The sequence below is a fragment of the Mesorhizobium sp. KACC 23794 genome, from assembly GCF_052180275.1.
Lineage (GTDB): Bacteria > Pseudomonadota > Alphaproteobacteria > Rhizobiales > Rhizobiaceae > Kumtagia.
Genome location: NZ_CP197465.1, coordinates 3,554,253 through 3,574,926 on the forward strand (window position 1 = coordinate 3,554,253; position 20,674 = coordinate 3,574,926).

Annotated in this window: 20 protein-coding genes; 12 read left to right on the top strand and 8 right to left on the bottom strand. The window is 64.6% G+C overall.

What is annotated here, in order from left to right:
• Positions 1-26: 26 nt before the first annotated feature.
• The 6 genes from fabG to gmk all read left to right on the top strand — a co-directional run bounded on the left by fabG (position 27) and on the right by gmk (position 5,524).
• Complete coding sequence (fabG, locus tag ACSBOB_RS17385) at positions 27-764, top strand: 3-oxoacyl-[acyl-carrier-protein] reductase (protein ID WP_442577357.1); 738 nt, start codon at positions 27-29, stop codon at positions 762-764.
• Between the two features lie 218 nt (positions 765-982).
• The gene (locus ACSBOB_RS17390; RefSeq protein WP_442577358.1) at positions 983-1,219 is read left to right on the top strand and encodes an acyl carrier protein; all 237 of its coding nucleotides are present in this window, start codon (positions 983-985) and stop codon (positions 1,217-1,219) included.
• Between the two features lie 37 nt (positions 1,220-1,256).
• The gene (gene fabF, locus ACSBOB_RS17395) at positions 1,257-2,519 is read left to right on the top strand and encodes a beta-ketoacyl-ACP synthase II (protein ID WP_442577359.1); all 1,263 of its coding nucleotides are present in this window, start codon (positions 1,257-1,259) and stop codon (positions 2,517-2,519) included.
• Between the two features lie 90 nt (positions 2,520-2,609).
• Entirely contained in the window at positions 2,610-3,788 is a 1,179-nt protein-coding gene (mltG, locus tag ACSBOB_RS17400; protein WP_442577360.1) for an endolytic transglycosylase MltG, read from the top strand.
• Between the two features lie 189 nt (positions 3,789-3,977).
• Positions 3,978-4,868, top strand: a complete 891-nt coding sequence (locus ACSBOB_RS17405) for a YicC/YloC family endoribonuclease (RefSeq protein WP_442577361.1) — start codon at positions 3,978-3,980, stop codon at positions 4,866-4,868.
• 2 nt (positions 4,869-4,870) lie between these two features.
• Positions 4,871-5,524: a guanylate kinase gene (gene gmk, locus ACSBOB_RS17410; protein WP_442577362.1), complete on the top strand. Its 654-nt coding sequence runs from the start codon at positions 4,871-4,873 to the stop codon at positions 5,522-5,524.
• Between the two features lie 49 nt (positions 5,525-5,573).
• Here gmk and rsmA read toward each other — a convergent pair whose 3' ends face one another.
• The 7 genes from rsmA to ACSBOB_RS17445 all read right to left on the bottom strand — a co-directional run bounded on the left by rsmA (position 5,574) and on the right by ACSBOB_RS17445 (position 14,355).
• Positions 5,574-6,404 carry a 16S rRNA (adenine(1518)-N(6)/adenine(1519)-N(6))-dimethyltransferase RsmA gene (gene rsmA, locus ACSBOB_RS17415; RefSeq protein WP_442577363.1) on the bottom strand — a complete coding sequence of 277 codons (831 nt, stop codon included), beginning with the start codon at positions 6,402-6,404 and terminating at the stop codon, positions 5,574-5,576.
• On the bottom strand, positions 6,401-7,414 hold the full coding sequence (gene pdxA, locus ACSBOB_RS17420) for a 4-hydroxythreonine-4-phosphate dehydrogenase PdxA (RefSeq protein ID WP_442577364.1): 1,014 nt from the start codon (positions 7,412-7,414) through the stop codon (positions 6,401-6,403). The genes rsmA and pdxA overlap by 4 nt, the downstream gene beginning before the upstream one ends.
• Before the next feature lie 124 nt (positions 7,415-7,538).
• On the bottom strand, positions 7,539-8,477 hold the full coding sequence (locus tag ACSBOB_RS17425; protein ID WP_442577365.1) for a peptidylprolyl isomerase: 939 nt from the start codon (positions 8,475-8,477) through the stop codon (positions 7,539-7,541).
• 87 nt (positions 8,478-8,564) lie between these two features.
• Positions 8,565-10,970 (bottom strand): LPS-assembly protein LptD, encoded by a 2,406-nt coding sequence (locus ACSBOB_RS17430; RefSeq protein WP_442577366.1) that lies wholly within the window; start codon positions 10,968-10,970, stop codon positions 8,565-8,567.
• Positions 10,971-10,999: 29 nt separating this feature from the next.
• On the bottom strand, positions 11,000-12,085 hold the full coding sequence (gene lptG / locus ACSBOB_RS17435) for an LPS export ABC transporter permease LptG (protein ID WP_442577367.1): 1,086 nt from the start codon (positions 12,083-12,085) through the stop codon (positions 11,000-11,002).
• On the bottom strand, positions 12,082-13,281 hold the full coding sequence (gene lptF / locus ACSBOB_RS17440) for an LPS export ABC transporter permease LptF (protein WP_442577368.1): 1,200 nt from the start codon (positions 13,279-13,281) through the stop codon (positions 12,082-12,084). The genes lptG and lptF overlap by 4 nt, the downstream gene beginning before the upstream one ends.
• Before the next feature lie 246 nt (positions 13,282-13,527).
• Positions 13,528-14,355 carry a phosphatase PAP2 family protein gene (locus tag ACSBOB_RS17445; protein WP_442577369.1) on the bottom strand — a complete coding sequence of 276 codons (828 nt, stop codon included), beginning with the start codon at positions 14,353-14,355 and terminating at the stop codon, positions 13,528-13,530.
• A gap of 240 nt (positions 14,356-14,595) precedes the next feature.
• Between ACSBOB_RS17445 and ACSBOB_RS17450 the strand changes: the two genes are divergently transcribed.
• The 6 genes from ACSBOB_RS17450 to ACSBOB_RS17475 all read left to right on the top strand — a co-directional run bounded on the left by ACSBOB_RS17450 (position 14,596) and on the right by ACSBOB_RS17475 (position 19,341).
• Positions 14,596-16,089 carry a leucyl aminopeptidase gene (locus ACSBOB_RS17450; RefSeq protein WP_442577370.1) on the top strand — a complete coding sequence of 498 codons (1,494 nt, stop codon included), beginning with the start codon at positions 14,596-14,598 and terminating at the stop codon, positions 16,087-16,089.
• Positions 16,090-16,159: 70 nt separating this feature from the next.
• Positions 16,160-16,609, top strand: a complete 450-nt coding sequence (locus tag ACSBOB_RS17455) for a DNA polymerase III subunit chi (RefSeq protein ID WP_442577371.1) — start codon at positions 16,160-16,162, stop codon at positions 16,607-16,609.
• A 7-nt stretch (positions 16,610-16,616) separates the two neighbouring features.
• Entirely contained in the window at positions 16,617-17,246 is a 630-nt protein-coding gene (locus ACSBOB_RS17460) for a hypothetical protein (protein ID WP_442577372.1), read from the top strand.
• A 13-nt stretch (positions 17,247-17,259) separates the two neighbouring features.
• Entirely contained in the window at positions 17,260-18,120 is an 861-nt protein-coding gene (locus ACSBOB_RS17465) for a 23S rRNA (adenine(2030)-N(6))-methyltransferase RlmJ (RefSeq protein WP_442577373.1), read from the top strand.
• A 65-nt stretch (positions 18,121-18,185) separates the two neighbouring features.
• The gene (locus tag ACSBOB_RS17470; protein WP_442577374.1) at positions 18,186-18,617 is read left to right on the top strand and encodes a hypothetical protein; all 432 of its coding nucleotides are present in this window, start codon (positions 18,186-18,188) and stop codon (positions 18,615-18,617) included.
• Between the two features lie 7 nt (positions 18,618-18,624).
• Positions 18,625-19,341 (top strand): ribonuclease T2 family protein, encoded by a 717-nt coding sequence (locus tag ACSBOB_RS17475; protein ID WP_442577375.1) that lies wholly within the window; start codon positions 18,625-18,627, stop codon positions 19,339-19,341.
• 94 nt (positions 19,342-19,435) lie between these two features.
• Here the strand turns inward: ACSBOB_RS17475 and ACSBOB_RS17480 are convergent, their stop codons facing one another.
• Positions 19,436-20,596, bottom strand: coding sequence for an acyl-CoA dehydrogenase family protein (locus ACSBOB_RS17480; RefSeq protein ID WP_442577376.1), 1,161 nt, complete (start codon positions 20,594-20,596; stop codon positions 19,436-19,438).
• Between the last annotated feature and the right edge of the window lie 78 nt (positions 20,597-20,674).

Consider the following 20,674-nt stretch of genomic DNA (forward strand, 5'->3'; position numbering starts at 1 on the left):
AGAACGACGATATTGGAGACGCAAAAATGTTCGAACTCACCGGCCGCAAGGCGCTGATCACCGGCGCGAGCGGAGGCATCGGCGAGGCGATTGCGCGGGTGCTGCATACGCAAGGCGCGACAGTCGGCCTGCACGGAACGCGCGTCGAAAAGCTCGAATCGCTCGCCGCCGATCTCGGCGACCGGGTAAAACTGTTTCCTGCCGACCTGACCAATCGCGACGAGGTCAAGGCGCTCGGCCAGAAGGCGGAAGCAGACCTCGAAGGCGTCGACATCCTCGTCAACAATGCCGGCATCACGAGGGACGGCCTATTCGTGCGTATGTCCGACGCCGATTGGGATTCGGTGATCGAGGTCAACCTCACCGCCGTGTTCCGCCTGACCCGCGAACTGACGCATCCGATGATGCGCCGCCGCAACGGCCGCATCATCAACATTACCTCGGTGGTCGGCGTCACCGGCAACCCGGGTCAGGCGAACTACTGCGCCTCCAAGGCCGGCATGATCGGCTTCACGAAATCGCTGGCCCAGGAGATCGCCACCCGCAACGTGACCGTGAACTGCGTCGCGCCCGGTTTCATCGAATCGGCGATGACCGGCAAGCTCAACGACAAGCAGAAGGACGCGATCATGGCCGCGATCCCTTCGCGACGCATGGGTACGGGCGCCGAGGTCGCAGCGGCGGTGGCTTTCCTAGCCTCCGGTGAGGCCGCCTACGTCACCGGCCAGACCATCCACGTCAACGGCGGCATGGCGATGATCTGATCCGGCAGGCGCTGACGCAAAGTCAGCGTTTCCGGCCGCCGGACGCGGCTTTTCGCCTTGGATGCCCTAAAACTTTCGTGTAATGCCGCGATGGCATCGGCCGCCGACCGACAATTCAGGGCCGCGGCCGGTGCGTTCCGGCCAACATCATCTTTCAGCTTGATTAGCGGCAATCCGCCCGCTAACGAAGGCACACAACTTGATACGAGGAAGCCAACATGAGTGACACCGCAGAGCGCGTCAAGAAGATCGTGATCGAGCATCTCGGCGTTGAAGCCGACAAGGTGACGGAATCTGCGAGCTTCATCGATGATCTGGGCGCTGACTCCCTGGACACGGTCGAACTCGTCATGGCCTTCGAGGAAGAGTTCGGCGTCGAGATTCCCGACGATGCCGCCGAGACGATCCTCACCGTCGGCGACGCGGTGAAGTACATCGACAAAGCTTCGGCTTGATCCGGCCGGCATGCCGTCAGCGCATCGGGGCACTGCGATGAGGCGTGTCGTGGTAACGGGTCTGGGTCTGCTGTCGCCGTTTGGCGTTGGCGTCGACCATACCTGGAAGCAGATCCTGGCCGGCAGGAGTGCCTGTCGGCGGGTTACCCAATTCGAGGTCGAGGACCTCGCCTGCAAGGTCGCCCATGTCATTCCGCGCGGCGACGGCAGCGACCATACTTTCCATCCCGAATCCTATCTTGAGCCCAAAGAGCTCCGCAAGATCGGCGACTTTATCCTCTACGGCATCGCGGCCGCCGACGAGGCGCTGAGCGATTCCGGCTGGGAGCCGAAATCGGCCGAGGATCGCAACGCCACTGGCGTGATGATCGGCTCGGGCATCGGCGGCATCGACGGCATCGCCGACAACGCGCTGCTGCTCAAGGAGCGCGGCCCGCGCCGCATCAGCCCGTTCTTCATTCCCGGCAACATCATCAATCTCGTCTCCGGCCAGGTCTCGATCCGCCACGGCCTCAAGGGTCCGAATCACGCGGTCGTCACCGCATGCTCCACCGGCGCGCACGCCATTGGCGACGCGGCGCGGCTGATCATGTTCGGCGACGCCGATGTGATGCTTGCCGGCGGCGCGGAAGCCCCGGTGACGCGGCTTTCGATGGCGGGTTTCGCGGCCTGCCGGGCGCTGTCGACCGATCGCAACGACTCGCCCGAGACCGCGTCGCGGCCCTTCGATCGCGACCGCGACGGCTTCGTCATGGGCGAGGGGGCCGGTGTGGTCGTTCTCGAGGAACTGGAACACGCCAGGGCGCGCGGCGCCAAGATATACGCCGAGGTTGTCGGCTACGGCCTGACGGGCGACGCCTATCACATCACTGCTCCCGCCGAAGACGGCGACGGCGCCTTCCGCTGCATGACCGCCGCGGTCAAGCGTGCCGGCCTGCAGCCTGCCGATCTCGATTATATCAACGCCCACGGCACCTCCACCATGGCCGATACGATCGAACTCGGTGCGGTCGAGCGGCTTGTCGGCAATGCCGCCTCGAAGATTTCGATGTCGTCGACAAAGTCGGCGATCGGCCATCTGCTCGGTGCTGCCGGCGCGGCGGAGGCGATCTTTTCGGTCCTCTCCATCCGCGACAATATCGTGCCGCCGACCATCAACCTCGACAACCCGGAACGAGAGACGGCTATTGACCTCGTGCCGCACCAGGCACGGCAGCGTCAGGTCGACGTGGCGCTGTCGAACTCCTTCGGCTTCGGCGGCACCAACGCATCCCTGGTGTTCCAGCGTTTCGACGGCTGACGTTGCGTCGCACCGGCCTGCCGGGAATTTTGCCATATTCGCGCCTAGTCTCCGATGCGGAGGAATTGGTGCAATAGCTAGGTTAGGGCGATGAGCGATACCAACACGGCTGAATTCGGCCGCCGTACCGAGCCGCCCAAGGCCGAGCCGCCGAAGACGGCGAGCCAGGCGCTTCGCCCCGAGACGGGGACGCCGCCTCCGGCGCCGCGCCGGTCGCGGGCTTCGCGCAACCAGATCGTCGTCTTCATGAACCTCGTCGTCTCGGTCGTGATGATCATGGTCATCGTGGCCGGCCTGGCGGTGTATCTCGGCAGGCAGGCGTTCTTCTCGACCGGCCCGACGACGGCGGCCAAGACCTTCCTCGTCAAGGAAGGCGCCACCACCGGGCAGATCGGCTCGCAATTGGAACAGGGCGGCTTCATCACCGACTCCACCGTCTTCCGCCTTGGCTTGCGCGCTTATGGCGGCAACGAGTCGCTCAAGGCCGGTGAATACGAGGTGCCGGCAGGCGCCTCGATGCGCGACATCATACAGTTGCTGCAGAGCGGCAAGTCGATCATGCATTCGCTGACGATCCCGGAGGGGCTCACCGTGGCGCAGGCGCTCCGCCGGATCGCCGACAACGACACGCTCTCCGGCGCGATGCCGTCAGAAGTGCCGGCCGAGGGCAGCCTCGCCGCCGACACGCAGCGTTTCACACGCGGCGCCGACCGCAAGACCATCGTCGCCAAGATGCAGGCGCAGCAGAAGGAACTCATCGACGAGATCTGGGCGAAGCGCGCGCCGGACCTGCCGCTGGCCGACGTCAACGAATTCGTCACCCTGGCGTCGATCGTCGAGAAGGAGACCGGCGTCGATTCCGAGCGGCCGCACGTCGCCTCGGTCTTCGTCAATCGCCTGCGCAAGAAGATGCGCCTGCAGTCAGATCCGACGATCATCTACGGCCTGTTCGGCGGCGCCGGCAAACCCGCCGACCGGCCGATCTATCAGTCTGATCTGGAAAAGCCGACGCCCTACAACACTTACGTCATCAACGGCCTGCCGCCGACGCCGATCGCCAACCCGGGCCGTGCAGCGCTTGAGGCAGTCGCCAATCCCTTGCAGACCAACGACCTGTATTTCGTCGCCGACGGCACCGGCGGCCACGTTTTCGCCGGTTCGCTGGAGGAGCACAACCGCAACGTCGCGCGCTGGCGGGCGATCCAGAAGCAGCAGTCCGGCGATGGCGCCAAGCCAGGTACGCAAGGCGACGGCAGCACGGCGCAATAGTAGATCTCGCCCACCTGCAAATTGACAGGCTACTGATTTCATGGGGCAAAGCCCGCCCAGCGCGCTGGTTCCCATGACTGATCGTGACTGGACGTTACCGCATCGACCCGGTATCGGAGGGCTGACGCCGCGTCACCGGGAAGCGCCTGCCTTCCAGTGTATTTGCCCGTTTGGAAGGAAGAGCCCGCGATGACCCTGCAAAGCATGACCGGCTTTTCCCGCGCCACCGGCGAAATCGAGGGCACTTCGATCGCCTGGGAGCTGAAATCCGTCAACGGCAAGACCATCGAGATCCGGCTGCGCCTGCCGCCCGGCTTCGAGCGCCTGGAACTCGGCGTGCGGCAGGCGCTGCAAAAGCGCTTCGCACGCGGCAATTTCCAGGCGACGCTGAGCATCGGCCGGACCGGTGGCGCGGCTGCGCAGCCCGTCATCAACGAGGCCTTCCTCAAGGATCTCGCCGGTCTCGCCAAGCGGCTTCAGGACCAGTTCGGTACGGCGCCAGCCAGCGCCGATGGTTTGCTTGCGCTGCGCGGAGTGCTCGAACCGTCGGAGACGCAGGAAACCGAGGAGATCCGCGCTGCCCTCGACGCCGCCATCCTCTCGACCTTCGAGTTGGCCATCGCTGAACTGGTGAAGGCCCGCCAGTCGGAGGGCGACGCCCTGCGCGAAGTCCTGCTTGGCCACATCGACACGATCGAGGCGCTTGTCGCCAAAGCGGAGGCCGACCCGTCGCGCGAGCCCGTTTCGATCCGTGCCCGGCTGGCGGAACAGGTCGCGCTGCTGATGGACGCAAGCGCCACTCTCGACGAAGGCCGGCTCCATATGGAAGCCGCCTTCCTCGCCACCAAGGCCGACATCCGCGAGGAGATCGACCGCTTGAAGGCCCATGTCGCATCAGGCCGCGCACTGCTTGCAGCCGGCGGTCCGATCGGCCGCAAGCTGGACTTCCTCGCGCAGGAATTTAATCGCGAATCAAACACTTTATGTTCTAAGTCGAATGCGGGAGCGATAACCGCCATCGGTCTGGAACTGAAGGCGGTGGTGGACCAGTTCCGTGAGCAGGTTCAGAATTTGGAGTAGGGATGGAGACCGGACAGCTATCAGCGGGGATTCGCCGCCGCGGCTTGATGCTGGTTCTCTCCTCGCCTTCGGGCGCCGGAAAGTCGACGATCGCCCGTAATCTGCTGGAGAGCGACCACGATCTCGGCCTTTCCGTCAGCGTTACGACGCGCGCGCGCCGGGGCAGCGAGATCGACGGCGTCCACTACCGGTTCGTCTCGCAGCGTGAATTCGACCGCCTGCGTGATTCCGACGCGCTGCTGGAATGGGCGGAGGTCCACGGCAACTGCTACGCCACGCCGAGAGAACCCGTCGAAGGGGCGATGGCCGAAGGCCGCGACATGCTGTTCGACATCGACTGGCAGGGCGCCTTGCAGCTCAAGGACAAGATGCGGGCCGACATCGTCTCGATCTTCATCCTGCCGCCGTCGATGACCGAACTGAAGAGCCGGCTGAAGCGCCGCGCCGAGGATCCGGACGATGCCATCGCCCGCCGGCTGGAAAACGCCAGGGCGGAGATCGAGCACTGGCGCGACTACGACTATGTGGTGATCAATCGCGACCTCGACCGCGCCTTTGCGCAAGTGAAAGCCATCATCACCGCCGAGCGCCTGCGCCGCGACCGCCGTCCCGGCCTGTTCGATTTCGTCTCGGGATTGCTGGACGAGAAGACCTGATCGCCTAAAGTCAAGGGTTCTGGACGAGGATGGGCGACGTGCCATCCGCTCAGATTGCGTTCGCCAGCCGTACGAACTCTTCCACGCTCAGCGTCTCCGCTCGCCGCGTCGCGTCGATGCCGGCCTTTTCCAGCAGCGCCTCGCCGCCCAATCCCTTCAAACTCTGCCGCAGCATCTTGCGCCGCTGGCCGAATGCCGCCTCGGTGACGCGTTCCAGCTTGCGGATGTCGGCGGGCAGGGGCGTCGCGCGCGGTTCCAGGTGCACCACCGACGAGGTCACCTTCGGCGGCGGCGTGAATGCGCGTGCCGGAATGTCGAAGGCGATGTCGGCCTTGCAGCGCCAGCCGGCGAGCACGCCCAGCCGCCCATAGGCATCGTCGTCAGGCGCGGCCACGATGCGCTGCGCCACCTCCTTCTGGAACATCAGCGTCAACGATCGGTAGAAGGGCGGCCAGTCCTGCACGGTCAGCCAGCGGACCAGCAGTTCCGTGCCGATATTGTAAGGCAGGTTGGCGACGATCTTCGCCGGCTCGCCGGCCGCCAGCGCCGCCATGTCGGTCTTCAGCGCGTCGGCGGCGATCACCTCCAGCCGTCCGGGATAATGCGCGGAGATTTCGGCCAGCGCCGCCAGGCAGCGTTCGTCGCGTTCGATCGCCACGACGCGCTTCGCCCCATGCATCAGCAGCGCGCGGGTCAGGCCCCCCGGACCGGGGCCGACCTCGATCACAGTAACATCCTCCAGCGGACCGGCGGCGCGCGCTACCTTGCCGGTCAGGTTGAGGTCGAGCAGGAAATTCTGGCCGAGCGCCTTCTTCGCTTGAAGCCCGTGGCGGTCGATCACCTCGCGCAGCGGCGGCAGGCCGTCCAAAGCGAGGCTCATGGCGCTGGCCGCGCGGCCATCTGCCCCGCCATCCGCAGCGCCGCGATCAGGCTGTCGGGCTTTGCCTTGCCGCTGCCGGCGATATTGAAGGCGGTGCCGTGATCGGGCGAGGTGCGGATGAAGGGAAGCCCGAGCGTCACATTGACCGCCTCGTCGAAGGCCAGGGTCTTGGCCGGTATCAGCGCCTGGTCGTGATACATGCAGATCGCCGCGTCATAGGTTTTTCGCGCCCGCGCATGGAAGAGTGTGTCGGCTGGCAGCGGCCCTTGTGCCGCGATGCCTTCCCGCCGCAGCGCCTCGACCGCCGGGCGGACGATTTGCCCGTCTTCAAGGCCCATCGCTCCGTCCTCTCCAGCATGCGGGTTGAGCCCGGCGACCGCCAGGCGAGGGCGGGCGATGCCGAAGCGCCTTTCGAGTTCGGCGGCAACGATGCGACCGGTCTCGACAATGTCGGCCTCCGTCAGCGCCGCCGGCACGCCGGCAAGCGCGATGTGGATGGTCACCGGCACGGTCCGAAGCTCGGGCCCGGCCAGCATCATCACCGGCCGCGCCATGACGCCGGTGCGGATTTTCGCCAGTTCGGCGAGATACTCGGTATGGCCGGGAAACCTGAATCCGCCATCGTAAAGCACCTTCTTGGCGATCGGGCAGGTGACGACGCCGGCGGCGCGGCCCTCGAACGTATCCGCCACGGCGCGGTCAATCGATTCGACGATGCCGGGCACATTGGCGACGTCCGGCCTGCCGGGTGTATCGGCGAACCGTGCCGCCAGCGGCACGACGGGGAGGGCGGCTGCAAAAGCCTGGCGGGCATCCCTGGGCTCCACCACGGTGATCGGTATGTCCAGGCCGAGACGTCCGGCGCGAAGCGACAGCATCGCCGGATCGCCCAGCAGATAGAAGGGAGGCACATCATGCATATCGCGCCGCAGCCATGCGGCAAGCGACACGTCCGGGCCGATGCCGGAAGGATCGCCTGCGGTCAGGCCCAGGGGGAGGTCATGTCGCAAGGTTAAGCTACCGCGCACGGAAAAGGATTGACTGCGCGGTCACGGAGACCTGCGGCTTCACGAGGACACGGGCGCTACAGAAGTGCCGCTCCGCGCCGATCGGCTCGGCCGGAGGCAACTGCCCTCAGCGTTCGACGATCTTTGCCCGCCCGCGCAATTCGGCGATGTATTTCTTGTCGAGTTCGGCGGCGTTGTCGTCGTCGCTGCCCTCGGCCTGAAATACCGATTTCGCGACCCGGTCGTCGGAAACCTCGCGGGTGCGGCAGATGCCGATGAACTCGACTCCGCGCTCCGTCTCGCGGACCGGCGTGGCGCCACCAATCTTCGTCGCCTTGATCTGCTCGGCCCACTCGGTGGGCAGCTCGGGAGCGAGTACACGGCCGAGATCACGCACCGTGACGTCGAGCAGGCCCTTGGCGAACTCGCGCGTGCTGTCACAACCGGTGAAGCGCTGGCGCATGGACTCGGCTTCCTTCTTGCGCTTGCCGATCGAGCCGCGCTCCGAGGCCGGGACGACAAAGATCACCTGCTGCAGCATGTATTCGGTCGCGGAAGGCTTGCTGCCGCCCTTTTCCAGCATGCGGCGCACGACTTCCTGCTCGCTCATCGTCCCGCCTTGTGCACGGAAACGGGCTGAAAGCGCGCGGTTCCAGCCCAGCTGCGTGCGGATGTAGTCCTTGAAATGCGAAGCGGTGACGCCGGCCTGGTCGAGAACGCCGTTCAGCTGCTTCGTGGTCATCTTGTTGGATTTGCCGAAACGCGCATAAGCGGCGTCGACGTCCTGGTCGGCCACACGGATGCCCAGGCGCTTCATCTCCGTCTGCCGCAGCGTCTGCTCGATCATCTCGTCGCTGGCCTGCTTCGACAGGTCGCCCTTCTTGCGCTGCAGCTTGAGGAAGGCGGCGCGTCGCTGGATGTCGTAGTTCGTCACCGGGACATTGTTGACGACGTATCTGATCTCGCTCGCCGCATGGGCCGTCCCCTGGACGGAAACAGTCAGCGCGGTGGCTGCGAGGAAGATCGCGACGTTCAGCGACAGAAGAGTTTTTCTCACGGAGGCCATCCCTGCGGATCCGTTTCCGGTTTTGCTTGCAAACATGACTTCGGTCGATGACCGATGTCTGGGGCGAAACGATGACGCGCCCGAAACTTACTGGAACGAAGTGGTCCCGTCGCCGATGTCGCCGAGCGTCCGCAGCGATATGCTGAACCCTATGGTCCGCTCGTCCGAGCTGTAGCCGTCGGTGTCACGCGAGTTCGACATGGTCAACGCGTAGGCGAAGCATTCGTCATCATAGGCCAATCCGATCGAATCGGAAACCAGCACGCTGGACTGCAGGTCGTATCTGCCACCGCCGAAGACGCGCCAGTTCTCGTGGAAGCGGATCGAAGCGCCGGCGCTGACTTCGTGCCGGTCCTCGCTGAAGCCGTAGAGGGGCTGTGCCTGGATGAAGGTGTAGTTCCCGGTGACGCTGACCGGCCCCGCCATATAGCCGGTCTTCGCCTCGACGCGCCGCACGTCCATGGTCTGCTCGTCGAAACGGCCGCTCAACGACGCCGAAAGGCCGAAAGGCGAGGCAAAGCCCACAAGGCCCACATAGTCCGACGTATCGGTGTCCAGTCCCGATTCGGCACCGGCATGGACGAGATCGGGCGAGGCGAAGGAATTCTCGCCGGCCAGATGATAGGATTGGCCGAACAAGGCGTTGGTTGCCCAGCCATTGTCGTAGCTGCCGCTGTAGCGCAGGCCGATATTGGCGCGGGTTCCGCCCTCGACACGGTCGTAGCCGGAGAACTTGTCGCGTTCGAACAGAGTCGTTGCGTCGAACACGAAGCTCTGCGCGTCCTCGTTGGGCGTCCCGTAGGTGGAACTGTACCGCTCGTTCGGCCGGGCGAACAATTGTGCCATCGGCTCCAGCACATGCGACGAACTCGTGCTCGAGAACAACACCGGCCAGCGCAGTTCCATGCCTGCGGTCGCCATCAGGCGGTTGTAGGCGGAGCGTACATCGGCGCCGGCGCTCGGCACCGATGCGGCTGCGAGCGCATTGATCGCGTCGACCGATGATTGCGACTGGTTGACGTAGGTGGTGTCGGCCTGGAATCCGAGCAGCGGGGTGACCACCAGCCCGCCATCGGTGATGAACGAACGTTTCCACTCGGCCTCCGCGGTCAGCCGGCTGGAGTATCCCTCGATGCCCTGGACCAGATTGTTCCGGTAGTCGTCCGCCTGGTCCGGGTTGTTGTCGAATGTGTTGTCGTCAAGCCGCGACCGGTAGATCGAACGGGCATTCACATCCAGCCGCAATTCGCCGCCGGCCAGAGGTTCGTCCGGAATGTAGCTGTAGTCGAAGCTGGGCAGCACCCAGGGCTGGTACTGGTCCGTCGACTGATCGTCCGAATCCAGGATGTCCTCCTGGACATCGAACTGCATGCCGCGGAGATCGAAAAAATTCCTGTCGTTCAGGCCCGTCAGGTAGATCTCGGAACGCTGCACGTACTTGTCGAAGCCCTCGATGCTGTAGGTCTTCGAGAAATTCTTGTCGGTCTGGTAGAGGATGTCCCAACCGACCTGCCAGCGCGGGTTGATATCGAACCGTCCCTTTGAGCCGACCATGGCGCGAAACCGGTTCGGATCGCCCTCCGGGCCCGAGTTGACCGTGTTCTGGTCGTCGAAATTGCCGGGGTCGGCCTGATAGATGCCGGCGACCTTCAGGCTGAATTCGCCATTGTCGTAGCGCTTTCGCCACTCGGCCTCGCCGAGGAAGCCCTGCTGCGTGTAACCGGTGCCGGTCACGGTCAGGTCGGAGGTTGGCGACAGCGCGAAATAGTAGGGGACGCTGATGCCGTAGCCGAGATCGGAATTCTGCTTGAAGCTGGGAATCAGGAAGCCGCTCTTGCGCTTCACCGTCGGGTCGGCGATCTCGAAGGCGGGCAGCGTGGCGATCGGGAAGCCGAAGAATTCGAAGCGCGACTGCTCGAACCGCACCGTTTTGGTCGTGCCGTTCCAGATGATCTTCTTGGCCTTGATGCGCCAGACCGGCGCCTGGTCGGGCTTGTCCTCGCAGGGTGCGCAAGCGGTGTAGACGCCGTTGTTGAACGTCGTCAGCACTCCATCCTTGCGTTCGGCGCTTTCCGCCGCGAAATAGGTCCTGTCGATGGTCTCGACGCGCAGCGCGTTGACAAAGCCGCTGGCGAAATCGTCGGTGATGTCGACTTCTTCGGAAAAGACCTTGGTGCCGGAACTGTCGATGATCTGCACGCCGCCGCTGGCCGTGAGCCGCGAGGTCTTGCGGTTGTAGCTGACGCGCTGGGCGACGAGCTTGTTGCCGCCATAGTCGATGCGCACGCCGCCGACCGCCGTCACCATGTCGGCGTCGATGTCGTAGACCAGAGTGTCGGCCTCGAGCAGCATCTGCGAATCGCTCGGCACGTTGCCGGCCATGCGCTCGGTCAGGCCGCTGATGTCCTGCGCGGCAGCGATCCCGGCAATGCCGACGCCCAGCACGCAGGCAAGCGCCGTCGTTGCGTAGAGACGCACGATCCGGGCCGGCATGCGGCGGTATGCGGGTGACGGAGCCCTCACTAGCCGTCTTCCTTGTAGAGCAGGAATGTAACTCCAAAAAACAACGCGACCACCACCGGCAACCATGCAGCGACGTAAGGTGGCACGAATCCGGCGACGCCGAAGGCCCTCACGAGAACAGACACCACATAAAGCAGAAAGCCGGCTAGCGCGCCACCCAGAATCATCGTGATCGATTGACCGAGGCGGGCGAACCGCATCGACACCGTCGCCGCGATCAGCGTCATCGCCACCAACAGCATGGGCAGCGCCACAAGCGAATGAAATTGCATGGAAAATGCGGTCGCCTTGAGCCCGAAGGAGCGCGCTACCTCGATCTTCGACGGCAGGTCGAAGATCGGCACGGTCTCCGGCTGCGCCAGCCTTTCGAGCACGAAAGCGGGCGTGAGGTTGGTCGGGACCCGGTCCTCCGCCACGGCCTCAATCTGCTTGCCGTCGCGCAGGCGTTTAACCTCGCGCAGTTCCCAGAAACCGTCGCGCAGGAAGGCGCGGCGCGCGTCCTTGCGCTCGATGATGTTGCCTTCGGCATCGAAGACGAAGAACGATGCGTCGGCGAGCTCCAGTCCCTGATTGAGCACCATCTTGGCGCCGATGATCGTATCCGTTCCCTCGGTCTTCTGGCGAATCCACGGCACGTCGAAGGCAGTGGGCGCGGCCGAATCGCCATCGCGGAGGAAGGCCTCGATGTTCTCCGCCCGCGCCAGTCCACGCGCCGCGATCGGGTTGAGCAGGAATATTGTAAGGAAGCCGATCGCCAGCGCGCCGAGGCAGACCGGAAACAGGAATTGCCAGGCGGAGATACCGGCCGCCCGCGCGATCACCAGCTCATACTTGCGGTTGAGCGACACCAGGGTCGCCATCGCGCCGAACAGGCAGATGAACGGTATCACTTGCTGCACGATCATCGGCACGCGCAGGATCGAGATTGCCAGCGCGATCTGCACCGTGAAGTTCTTTAACGCCGACGTCCGGCTCGACAGTTCCGTGAAGTCGATCAGGAAAACCATCGCGAAGATGCCGACGAAGAACCATGCCGTGATCGTCGCATAGCGGAAGAAGAAATAGCGGCCGAGCGTCCAGGTCATGAGACGGACCCTTGCCCGGGCTCTGTGCCGCCCCGGATGCGCAGGAACGCCATGCGGTCGCCGATCCGGCGGGACCAGGACATCAGCGAATCGGCCCACGCCACCGGCAGTTCCATCGTGCGGTTCGTAGCGATGAACCATATGGAGACCGCCGACGCCAACAGCGGAACGGCGTAGATCAGAATGATGAAATGCGGTGACGATTGCGCCTGGTTGCCGGTGAAGAAGCCCAGCCAGCGCACGAACAGCGCCAGCGCCAGGGTCGTGACCAGCGGATGGATCCTGCCCTCGCGATGCGATTTCGCGTCGGAAGCGACCGCAAGCCCGATCAGCCCGAAGACGATCGGATAGAGCCATTCGGCCAACCGCCGGTGCAGCATGGCGCGGAATTCCTGCGGCTTCGCCTTGAAGGTCGAATCGTTCAGGTCGGGATCGAGCAGGTAGATGATGTCGCGATCCTTCGCGTACATCGTGCCCCCGCTGGTTTTCGCGGCGAATACGGAAAGGTCGAAGGTGTAGGAATCAAAATGGATGACAGACACGTCGCCGTTCGACGCCTTCCGCTGGACGACGCCGTCATTCATCACCAGCGTCTTGTCCTCACCCTCTTCGACCACCGATCCCTTCTTGGCGTAATAGATGAAGTCGGCGTTCTGGTCGCGCGAATCGGCAAGGAACACGCCGCCGAAATCGCCGCCCGGCAGCCTCTCGCCGATCTGGATGAAAAGCCCTTTCTCGATCTGCCGGAACGACCCTTCCTGGACGACCATCGAGATGAGGTCGGCGCGGGCGCCTGCGAGCAGCCTGCGGAATTCGAGCTTCGAATAGGGGTCGACGAAATTGGCGAAGAGGAATGAAGTGAGGCTGGCCAGCGCCGCCAGGACCAGGATCGGCTTGACCACCACCCAGCGCGAGCTTCCGGAGGCATTGATCACGACGAGTTCCGAATCGGCGTTCATCGAGGCGAAGGTCTGCGCCACGGTGATGGCGACCGCGAAGGGGAGCACCTCCGGAACGACCGACGGCAGGATTAAGCTTGCAAGATAGAGGAAATTGCCTGCGCTCTGGCCGTTGGTGGTCACCAGGTCGAGGCGCGGCAGCACCTGCGTCACCCAGACGATCGCCATGGTACCGCCAAGCGTCGCGAGGAACGTCGCGAGCCCCTTCATGAAGATGTAGCGCTCGATGACCTTCATCAGCGGAGGAATTCCATGGACGTCCCTTGAGCGCCGCGATGAACGGAGCCTGCCTAACCTATGCGCCAGCCCGCGCCAGTTCAACCGGCGCAGCCCCCGCCAAGTCGCCGCGCCCCTGTCCCAGGCGGGCGCATTGTCGGGGCGGCGAGGCTAACAAAGTGCCAAGAGTCAGGGTTAATGCTTTATTGCGGCGAAACAAATAATTTTACAGGCTCGCCTTCACGTCCAGCTCTGCTTGCATCGAGGCTACTCTTTCGCCTGTTTCAGTCGGGTGCGCGTTCGCCTGGAGATCGCCGGGAGGATTTTCGCGCCGAGGTCCGGGCGGGCGCGGTGGACCTTGCCGGCTGCGGCCGTCACCAGGTGATGGACGGCCAGGGTCACGACCGCCGCGAAGACGACGTCCGACAAATAATGGGCGCCGAAGGCGATGCGCATCGCGCCGGTCAGTGTCGCGAGACTGGCCGCGAGCACGAATCCGACGGTGCGCCAGGCAACCGGCAGCAATGGCACGACGCACAGCAGCCAGACTGCCGACGCCATTTCACCCGAGACGAAGGAGCAGTTCGAGGCGCAGTAGCCGGTGATCTTGCCCGCCGCCACGAACGGAAGATCGCCGCCGAAGAGATCGCTGTGGATTGGTCGCGGCCGGCCAGAATATCCCTTCAGGCCGACGTTGACGACCAGTCCCACGGCAATCGCATAGGTCCAGAACGCCGTCGATGCCTTCCGAGCGACGGTGCTGTCCAGCCGCCCGTTGATCGTCAGCTTCAGGGTGACCCAGATGCCGAGCGAGAGTGCCAGGACGAACGGCAATGCCTGCAGCGTCTGGCGCAGATAGGCCAGGTGGAGTCGGGCCGGGAAGTCGCCGCAGACTCGTGTTGCCGCTTCGAACTCTCCGCAGGGACGCTCGACGAAGAAGACCCGGCTCGTGGCGATGTCCAGGGCCGGAAAGAGCCAGAACATGGCCAGCGCAGCGATGATCGACGCAAGTATGAGCCAGCCCGGTATCGCCAGGTGAGGAATTGGCCGCCGGGCCGCAAGGTCTGGATGCCTGACGGCGGTCACATCGGTCATTCTGCCTCCAACTCGATCGCTCAAGTTGTCCGAATGCCGGCGCCTTTGTCCGAGGTGCCATCCGCCGCCTTGTGCTGCGTATCCGCTAGCCTCGCTTCCTGACACTGGGCTTACAGCGCCGCGACGATTTTGCGATGATTTCGTTACGCTCCGTCCACGGCGCCGGCGAAGTTTCTTGCCAAATCACCGAAAACTCTCAAAGGTTGCGGGCCTGAACCGGTTCAGTCGAATGGAATGCCGATGACGTTGAGACCAGCCATAAGCTTCGCCAAGTTTGCAGCTCCCAAGAAGGGGGTGGCCGTCGTTCTGGCGGCCGAGGGTGACGGGCTGTCTGACGCCGCCAAGGCTTGCGATCCCGCCGGAATCCTGCCGCGCGCCTTCGAGGTTTCCGAATTCAAGGCGAAATTCGCAGGTGCGGTCGACCTCATCGCGCCCGAGGGATCGCCGCTCGACCGCATCGTCGCGGTTGGCGTCGGCAAGGCCTCGGCGTTGGGCGAGGCGTGCTGGTGGCGGCTCGGCGGATCCATCGCCGCGCAGATCAAGAAGGGCAAGGACGTGTCGATCGTCGCCGAACTGCCCGGCGTCACCGTCGGTCCGGCCGAGGTCGCGAGCATAGCCGGCGGCATCCTGCTCAGGAACTACAGCTTCGACACCTACAAGACCAAGAAGGAAGACGCCAACGGTGCTGCGCCCGACAAGCCGGCCCGCATCACCATCCTGTGCGCCAATCCGAGCGCCGCGAAGAAAGCCTTTGCCGAGACGCAAGGCACGGTCGACGGCGTCATCCTGGCGCGCGACCTGGTCAACGAGCCCGCCAATATCCTCGGCCCGGTCGAGTTCGCCGCGAAGGCGTCGGAATTGAAGGAACTCGGCGTTTCGGTCGAGGTACTGACCGAGAAGGAGATGCGCAAGCTCGGCATGGGGGCGCTGCTCGGCGTGGCGCAGGGCTCGGTTCGACCGCCCCGGTTGGTCGTCATGCAGTGGAACGGTGGCAAGCCGAAGGACAAGCCCGTCGCCTTCATCGGCAAGGGCGTCGTCTTCGACACCGGCGGCATTTCGATCAAGCAGGCTGCCGGCATGGAGGACATGAAGGGTGACATGGGCGGCGCTGCCGCCGTCACCGGGCTCATGCATGTGCTCGCCGCGCGCAAGGCCAAGGCTAATGTCGTCGGCATCATCGGCTGTGTCGAGAATATGCCCGACGGCAACGCCCAGCGCCCCGGCGACATCGTCACCTCGATGTCCGGGCAGACCATCGAGGTCATCAACACGGACGCCGAGGGCCGCCTCGTGCTGGCCGACGCGCTCTGGTATTGCAACGATCGTTTCCAGCCCAAATTCATGATCGATCTCGCGACGCTGACCGGCGCCATCATGGTCGCGCTCGGGAACGCCTACGCAGGCCTGTTCTCCAACAATGACGAACTGTCCGAGCGGCTCACCGCCGCCGGCCAGGTCACGCAGGAGCGGCTGTGGCGTATGCCGATGGGCGCCGAATACGACAAGATGATCGACACCAAGAACGCCGACATGAAGAACACCGGCGGCCGGCATGGCGGCTCGATCAGCGCCGCGCAGTTCCTGCAGCGTTTCGTCAAGGAGACGCCCTGGGCGCATCTCGACATAGCAGGAACAGCGATCTCGTCGCCGGCCACCGAGATCAACCAGTCCTGGGCGTCGGGTTTCGGCGTGCGCCTGCTCGACCGGCTCGTCCGCGACCACTACGAGGACTGAGCAGGTTCCGCAAAAGTGTTGCGCGGTTTTCCATTGGGGAATCTGCGATGCATCGAGAGATAAGTCCGGCATGGCCGACGTTCTTTTCTATCACCTCACCGAATCGACGCTCGAGAACGCGCTGCCGGCGCTTCTCGAGAAGACGGTGCAGCGCGGCTGGCGCGCCGTGGTTCAGTTGGGCAGCGACGAACGCCGCGACAGCCTCGACACGCATCTGTGGACCTACCGCGACGATTCATTCCTCGCCCACGGCACCGACCGCGAGCCGCATGCCGAGGCGCAGCCCGTTCTGCTGACGACCGCGCTGGACAATCGCAACGGCGCCGCCGTGCGTTTCGTGGTCGACGGCGCCAGCCCGCCGCCGGACGATGGTTGCGAGCGCATCGTCTTCATGTTCGACGGTCACGACGCCGCCCAGGTCGAGGAGGCTCGCAACCAGTGGAAAATCCACAAGGCCGGCGGCCATGCGGTGACCTACTGGCAGCAAACGCCCGAGCGCCGCTGGGAGCGCAAGGCGTGAGGCGATCATGCTATTGATGCGCATCGTCTTCTTCCTGGTCCTGCTGGCCGGCGCGGGCATGGGCTTGGCTTATCCCTGGGCGGTCGGCCATCTCGGCGCGCACGAGATCGGCAATTGGCGGGTGCAGAATGCAGCGGGAGGTTTTCGCCCGGTCGATGCCCGCCTGGGTCCAACCGATGCGCCTGTAAAAGCTGTGCTCGACGTGGCCGCGGTCCTGCCGCCTGACCTGGATGCCGGCCAGAGCCTGCTCACCATCACCGCCGCCACCCAGGGGCGCACGGTGCTGGCCGAATCGCTCGGCCTTTCCAGCGCCGAAAAACGCGAGGAGTCGCCACAGACCCGCCAGCAGGTCTATCGCATCGAGGCCGGCCCGATCGCCGAGATCGCCGAGGGCTCCTACACGTTCACCGTCGGGCCGGGGGACGCCGAGGGCGTGCAGTTTTCATCGGTCGACCTGATCCTGACCGGCGGGGCAGGGGCCTACGACCAGCGGGCGCAGCCAGTCGGCTTCTCGATCATGGCGATCGGCTTCATCGGTTTCGTCCTATCGCTGCGCCGCGGCCGGGGCGGCAGTAGTGGCGGAGGCGCGCAGCCGCCGCAAAAGCCGCGCTGGGGCCGCGACGCGGCGCAGCCCTGAACGCCATGCCGTCATGAACTACCGCCACGACTTCCATGCCGGCAATTTCGCCGATGTCGTCAAGCACGCCGTTCTCACGCGGCTGGTCGAATATCTGAAGATCAAGGACAAGGCGTTCCGGGTCATCGACACGCATGCGGGCGCCGGCGTCTACAATCTTTCCAGCGACGCCGCGCAACGCACCGGCGAGTGGCTGGGCGGCATCGGCCGCTTGCGTTCGGCACAACTGCCTGCTCCCGCAGCAACTCTGCTCGCGCCTTATCTCGAAGCTGTCGAAGCGACGAATAAGGGGGGTAATTTCACCCATTATCCCGGCTCGCCGATGATCGTGCGCCATCTGGTACGCAAGCAGGACCGGCTGACGGCGATCGAGCTTCACCCGCAGGACGCTCATCGCCTGGCCAATCTTTTTGCGGGCGATCATCAGGCGCGCATCATCGAACTCGACGGCTGGCTGGCGCTGGGTGCGCATCTGCCGCCAAAGGAGAAACGCGGGCTGGTCATGGTCGACCCGCCCTTCGAGCAGCCGGGCGAATTCGGCCGGCTGGTCCAGGGCCTGGTGAAGGCGCATCGGCGCTGGCCGGGCGGCATCTACGCGCTCTGGTATCCCGTGAAGGATCTTCAGGCCGTGGCGGGATTCGCGAAGGACCTGCGGCAGTCGGGCATTCCAAAAATCCTCGACATCCGATTCGCCATCCGCCCGCCTTCCGACGAGCCACGCCTCGACGGTACAGGAATGGTGGTGGTGAACCCGCCGTTCACGCTTGAATCAGAGCTGCGCGTCATCCTGCCGGCGCTGCACCGTGTCCTTGCGGAAACACCGGGTGGCGAATGGACACTGGATTGGCTGGCCGGGGAGGCTGCCGGAGCTTGACCCGTGGCCGGCCATTGCGCACAGTGAATATGGATTTCAGTTCACTGGATCGTTCGCGAGGGCGCATGTTGCAGGTCGTCAAAGCTTTAGCCGTGGCCGCGCTCGCTGTGTGCGCAATGGCCGGCGTCTCCCATGCCGGCAATTTCATCGATCCGACGGGCACGAAGGTCAGCGCCTGCGACGACCAGAGCTTCCTCCGCAGCATCTCGGCGCGCTTCGACTATCAGGTCCGTAACGTGCCCAACCTCCCGGACGTATCGATCACCGACTTCCGCGACATCCACGAGCATCGCTACATCCCGCGCAACGAGGAATGGCCGATCAGCAGGCGCTATTGCGGGGCGACCGTGATCCTCTCCGACGGCAGCAAGCGCGACCTGTGGTATCTGATCGAGGCGCGCATGGGTTTTGCCGCGACAAGGCAGAACGTCGAATTTTGCGTGTCGGGCTTCGACCGCTGGTTCGTCTATAATGGCAACTGCCGCGTCCTGAAATGATTTGACCATGCGCCGCGGCAAGCCGCTGCCGCGATGGCTCGCTTTTCTGCTCTTCACGGGATTGCTGGCGTTTGCCGGTTGTGATCAGCAGCCGGCCGCGGACGCCCAGCCGGAACAGGCAGCCGTCGATGCGGGCAAGAAGGTTCCACTCGGAAAGGGTTTTGACTTCTACGTGCTGTCGCTGTCGTGGTCGCCGAGCTATTGCGAGGCGGAGGGCGAGAACGCCAACCGCCAGCAATGCGCCTCCGGCCGGCCCTATGCCTTCGTCGTGCACGGCTTGTGGCCGCAGTTCGAGCGCGGTTTTCCGCAGGACTGCGGCGGCAACGGCAATGTCGACAATGATACGGCGCGTTCGCTCTACGATCTGATGCCGTCCGCCGGCCTGATCCGCCACGAATGGCGCAAGCACGGCACCTGCACGGGCCTGTCGCAGGCCGACTATTTCCAGGTCCTGCGCTTCGCCCGCGAGCGGGTGGTGGTGCCGCAGGAATTCCGGCGGCTCGACGACTACCGCACGCTGTCGCCTCGCGAGGCCGAGCAATCCTTCCTCAAGGCCAATCCCGGCCTCGACGCTTCGGATATCGCCGTCACCTGCGACCGCCGGTTCCTGCGCGAAATCCGCATCTGCATGACCAAGGATCTGGGCTTCCGGGAGTGCCCGGAGATCGACCGCCGCGCCTGCCGCGCCGACAGGATCGTCATGCCGCCGATGCGCGGCGGATAGGCTTCCCGCCTGTGAGAAATCGCGATGCCGCGCGTGCCTGAAGCGCGCGGCATCGCTTCATTGTCCGTCTGACCACGAGCGGACAATTCTGGGATCAGAAAATGGTCGCGGTCGGCAGCCCCAGCGCCACCGCGCCGGCATATTCGGCCTGCGGGCCGGCCTGCAGCGGATGGAAGCGCGCGCCCTGCACGTCGCGGAAGCAGCGCTCCAGCCCGTTGGCGCGGTAGAAGCTCGCGCCGCCCGCCAATTCCATCGCCAGTTCCACGGCCCTGATGGCGTTGGAAGCCACGAGGCTGCGGCCAATCATCACCTCGTTGACCGAATCGGCCGAGGGCGCGTTGCGCTCGACGATGTCGATCATCCACCGATGCGCCAGTTGTGCGGCGCGCAGCGCCGTGTCCATCTCGCCGGCCAGCCTCAGCGCGTGTGGCGTCTGCCGCTTCTTCCTGGCCATGCCGACCGCGATCTCGCGGGCGTTCTCGGCGACGCCGAGATAGACCGCGTAGATCAGCGGGAAGGCGATCGTCGAGATGATCTGGAACAGCGGATGCCATTCGCCGCTCTTGCGCGTCAATGCGACGCTGGCGTCGGGCACGAACAGGCCGTCGATCACCACGTCGTTGGATCCCGTTCCGCGCATGCCCATCACCCGCCAGGTGTCGGCGATCGACACCGCAGGCGACGACATCGGCACGCCGAAATGGATGACGGAATCAGTGCCGTCCTCGCCATGCACCACCGCACCGGTCATCAGCAGGTTGCCGGACGCCGCGCCCGAGGTGAAGACTTTTCGGCCCGATATGCGGTATCCGCCATCGACCTTGACCGCTTCTCCCGAGCCGCCGATCCAGTCCGATCCTCCGCTTGAAAGCAGAAGAATCCGCTCGCTGGCGATACGCTTCAGCAGTGGCTCGACGGCCGCCAGGTTCTGGTGGCGCCAGCGCCAGGCGGGGATCGCCACCTGATGCGTGTGCATGGCGAAGGCCAACGCCGTCGAGGCGCAGTGGCGTGCCATTTCGCGCAGCATGGCCGCGAGTTCAGCGACCTCCGCGCCACCGCCGCCGAGTTCGGCCGGCACGGCCGCTTCGACAAGGCCCGAAGTCTTCAGCGTCTCGAAATTGGCGGCGACGAAACGGTCGTTGGCGTCTGCGTCGTCCGCATGCTCTGCGAACTGCGGCCCGAGTTCACGCGCCAACCCGACGACGTCGGTACGGCGCAGGGCGCTTAAGGATTCTGCTCTCATGGGGGCGGTCATTGTGGTATCTCCTGTAAAATGTTGCAGAATTCCACATTTTACGAGACTGCATTCCGACACAAGTACAGAAACTATACC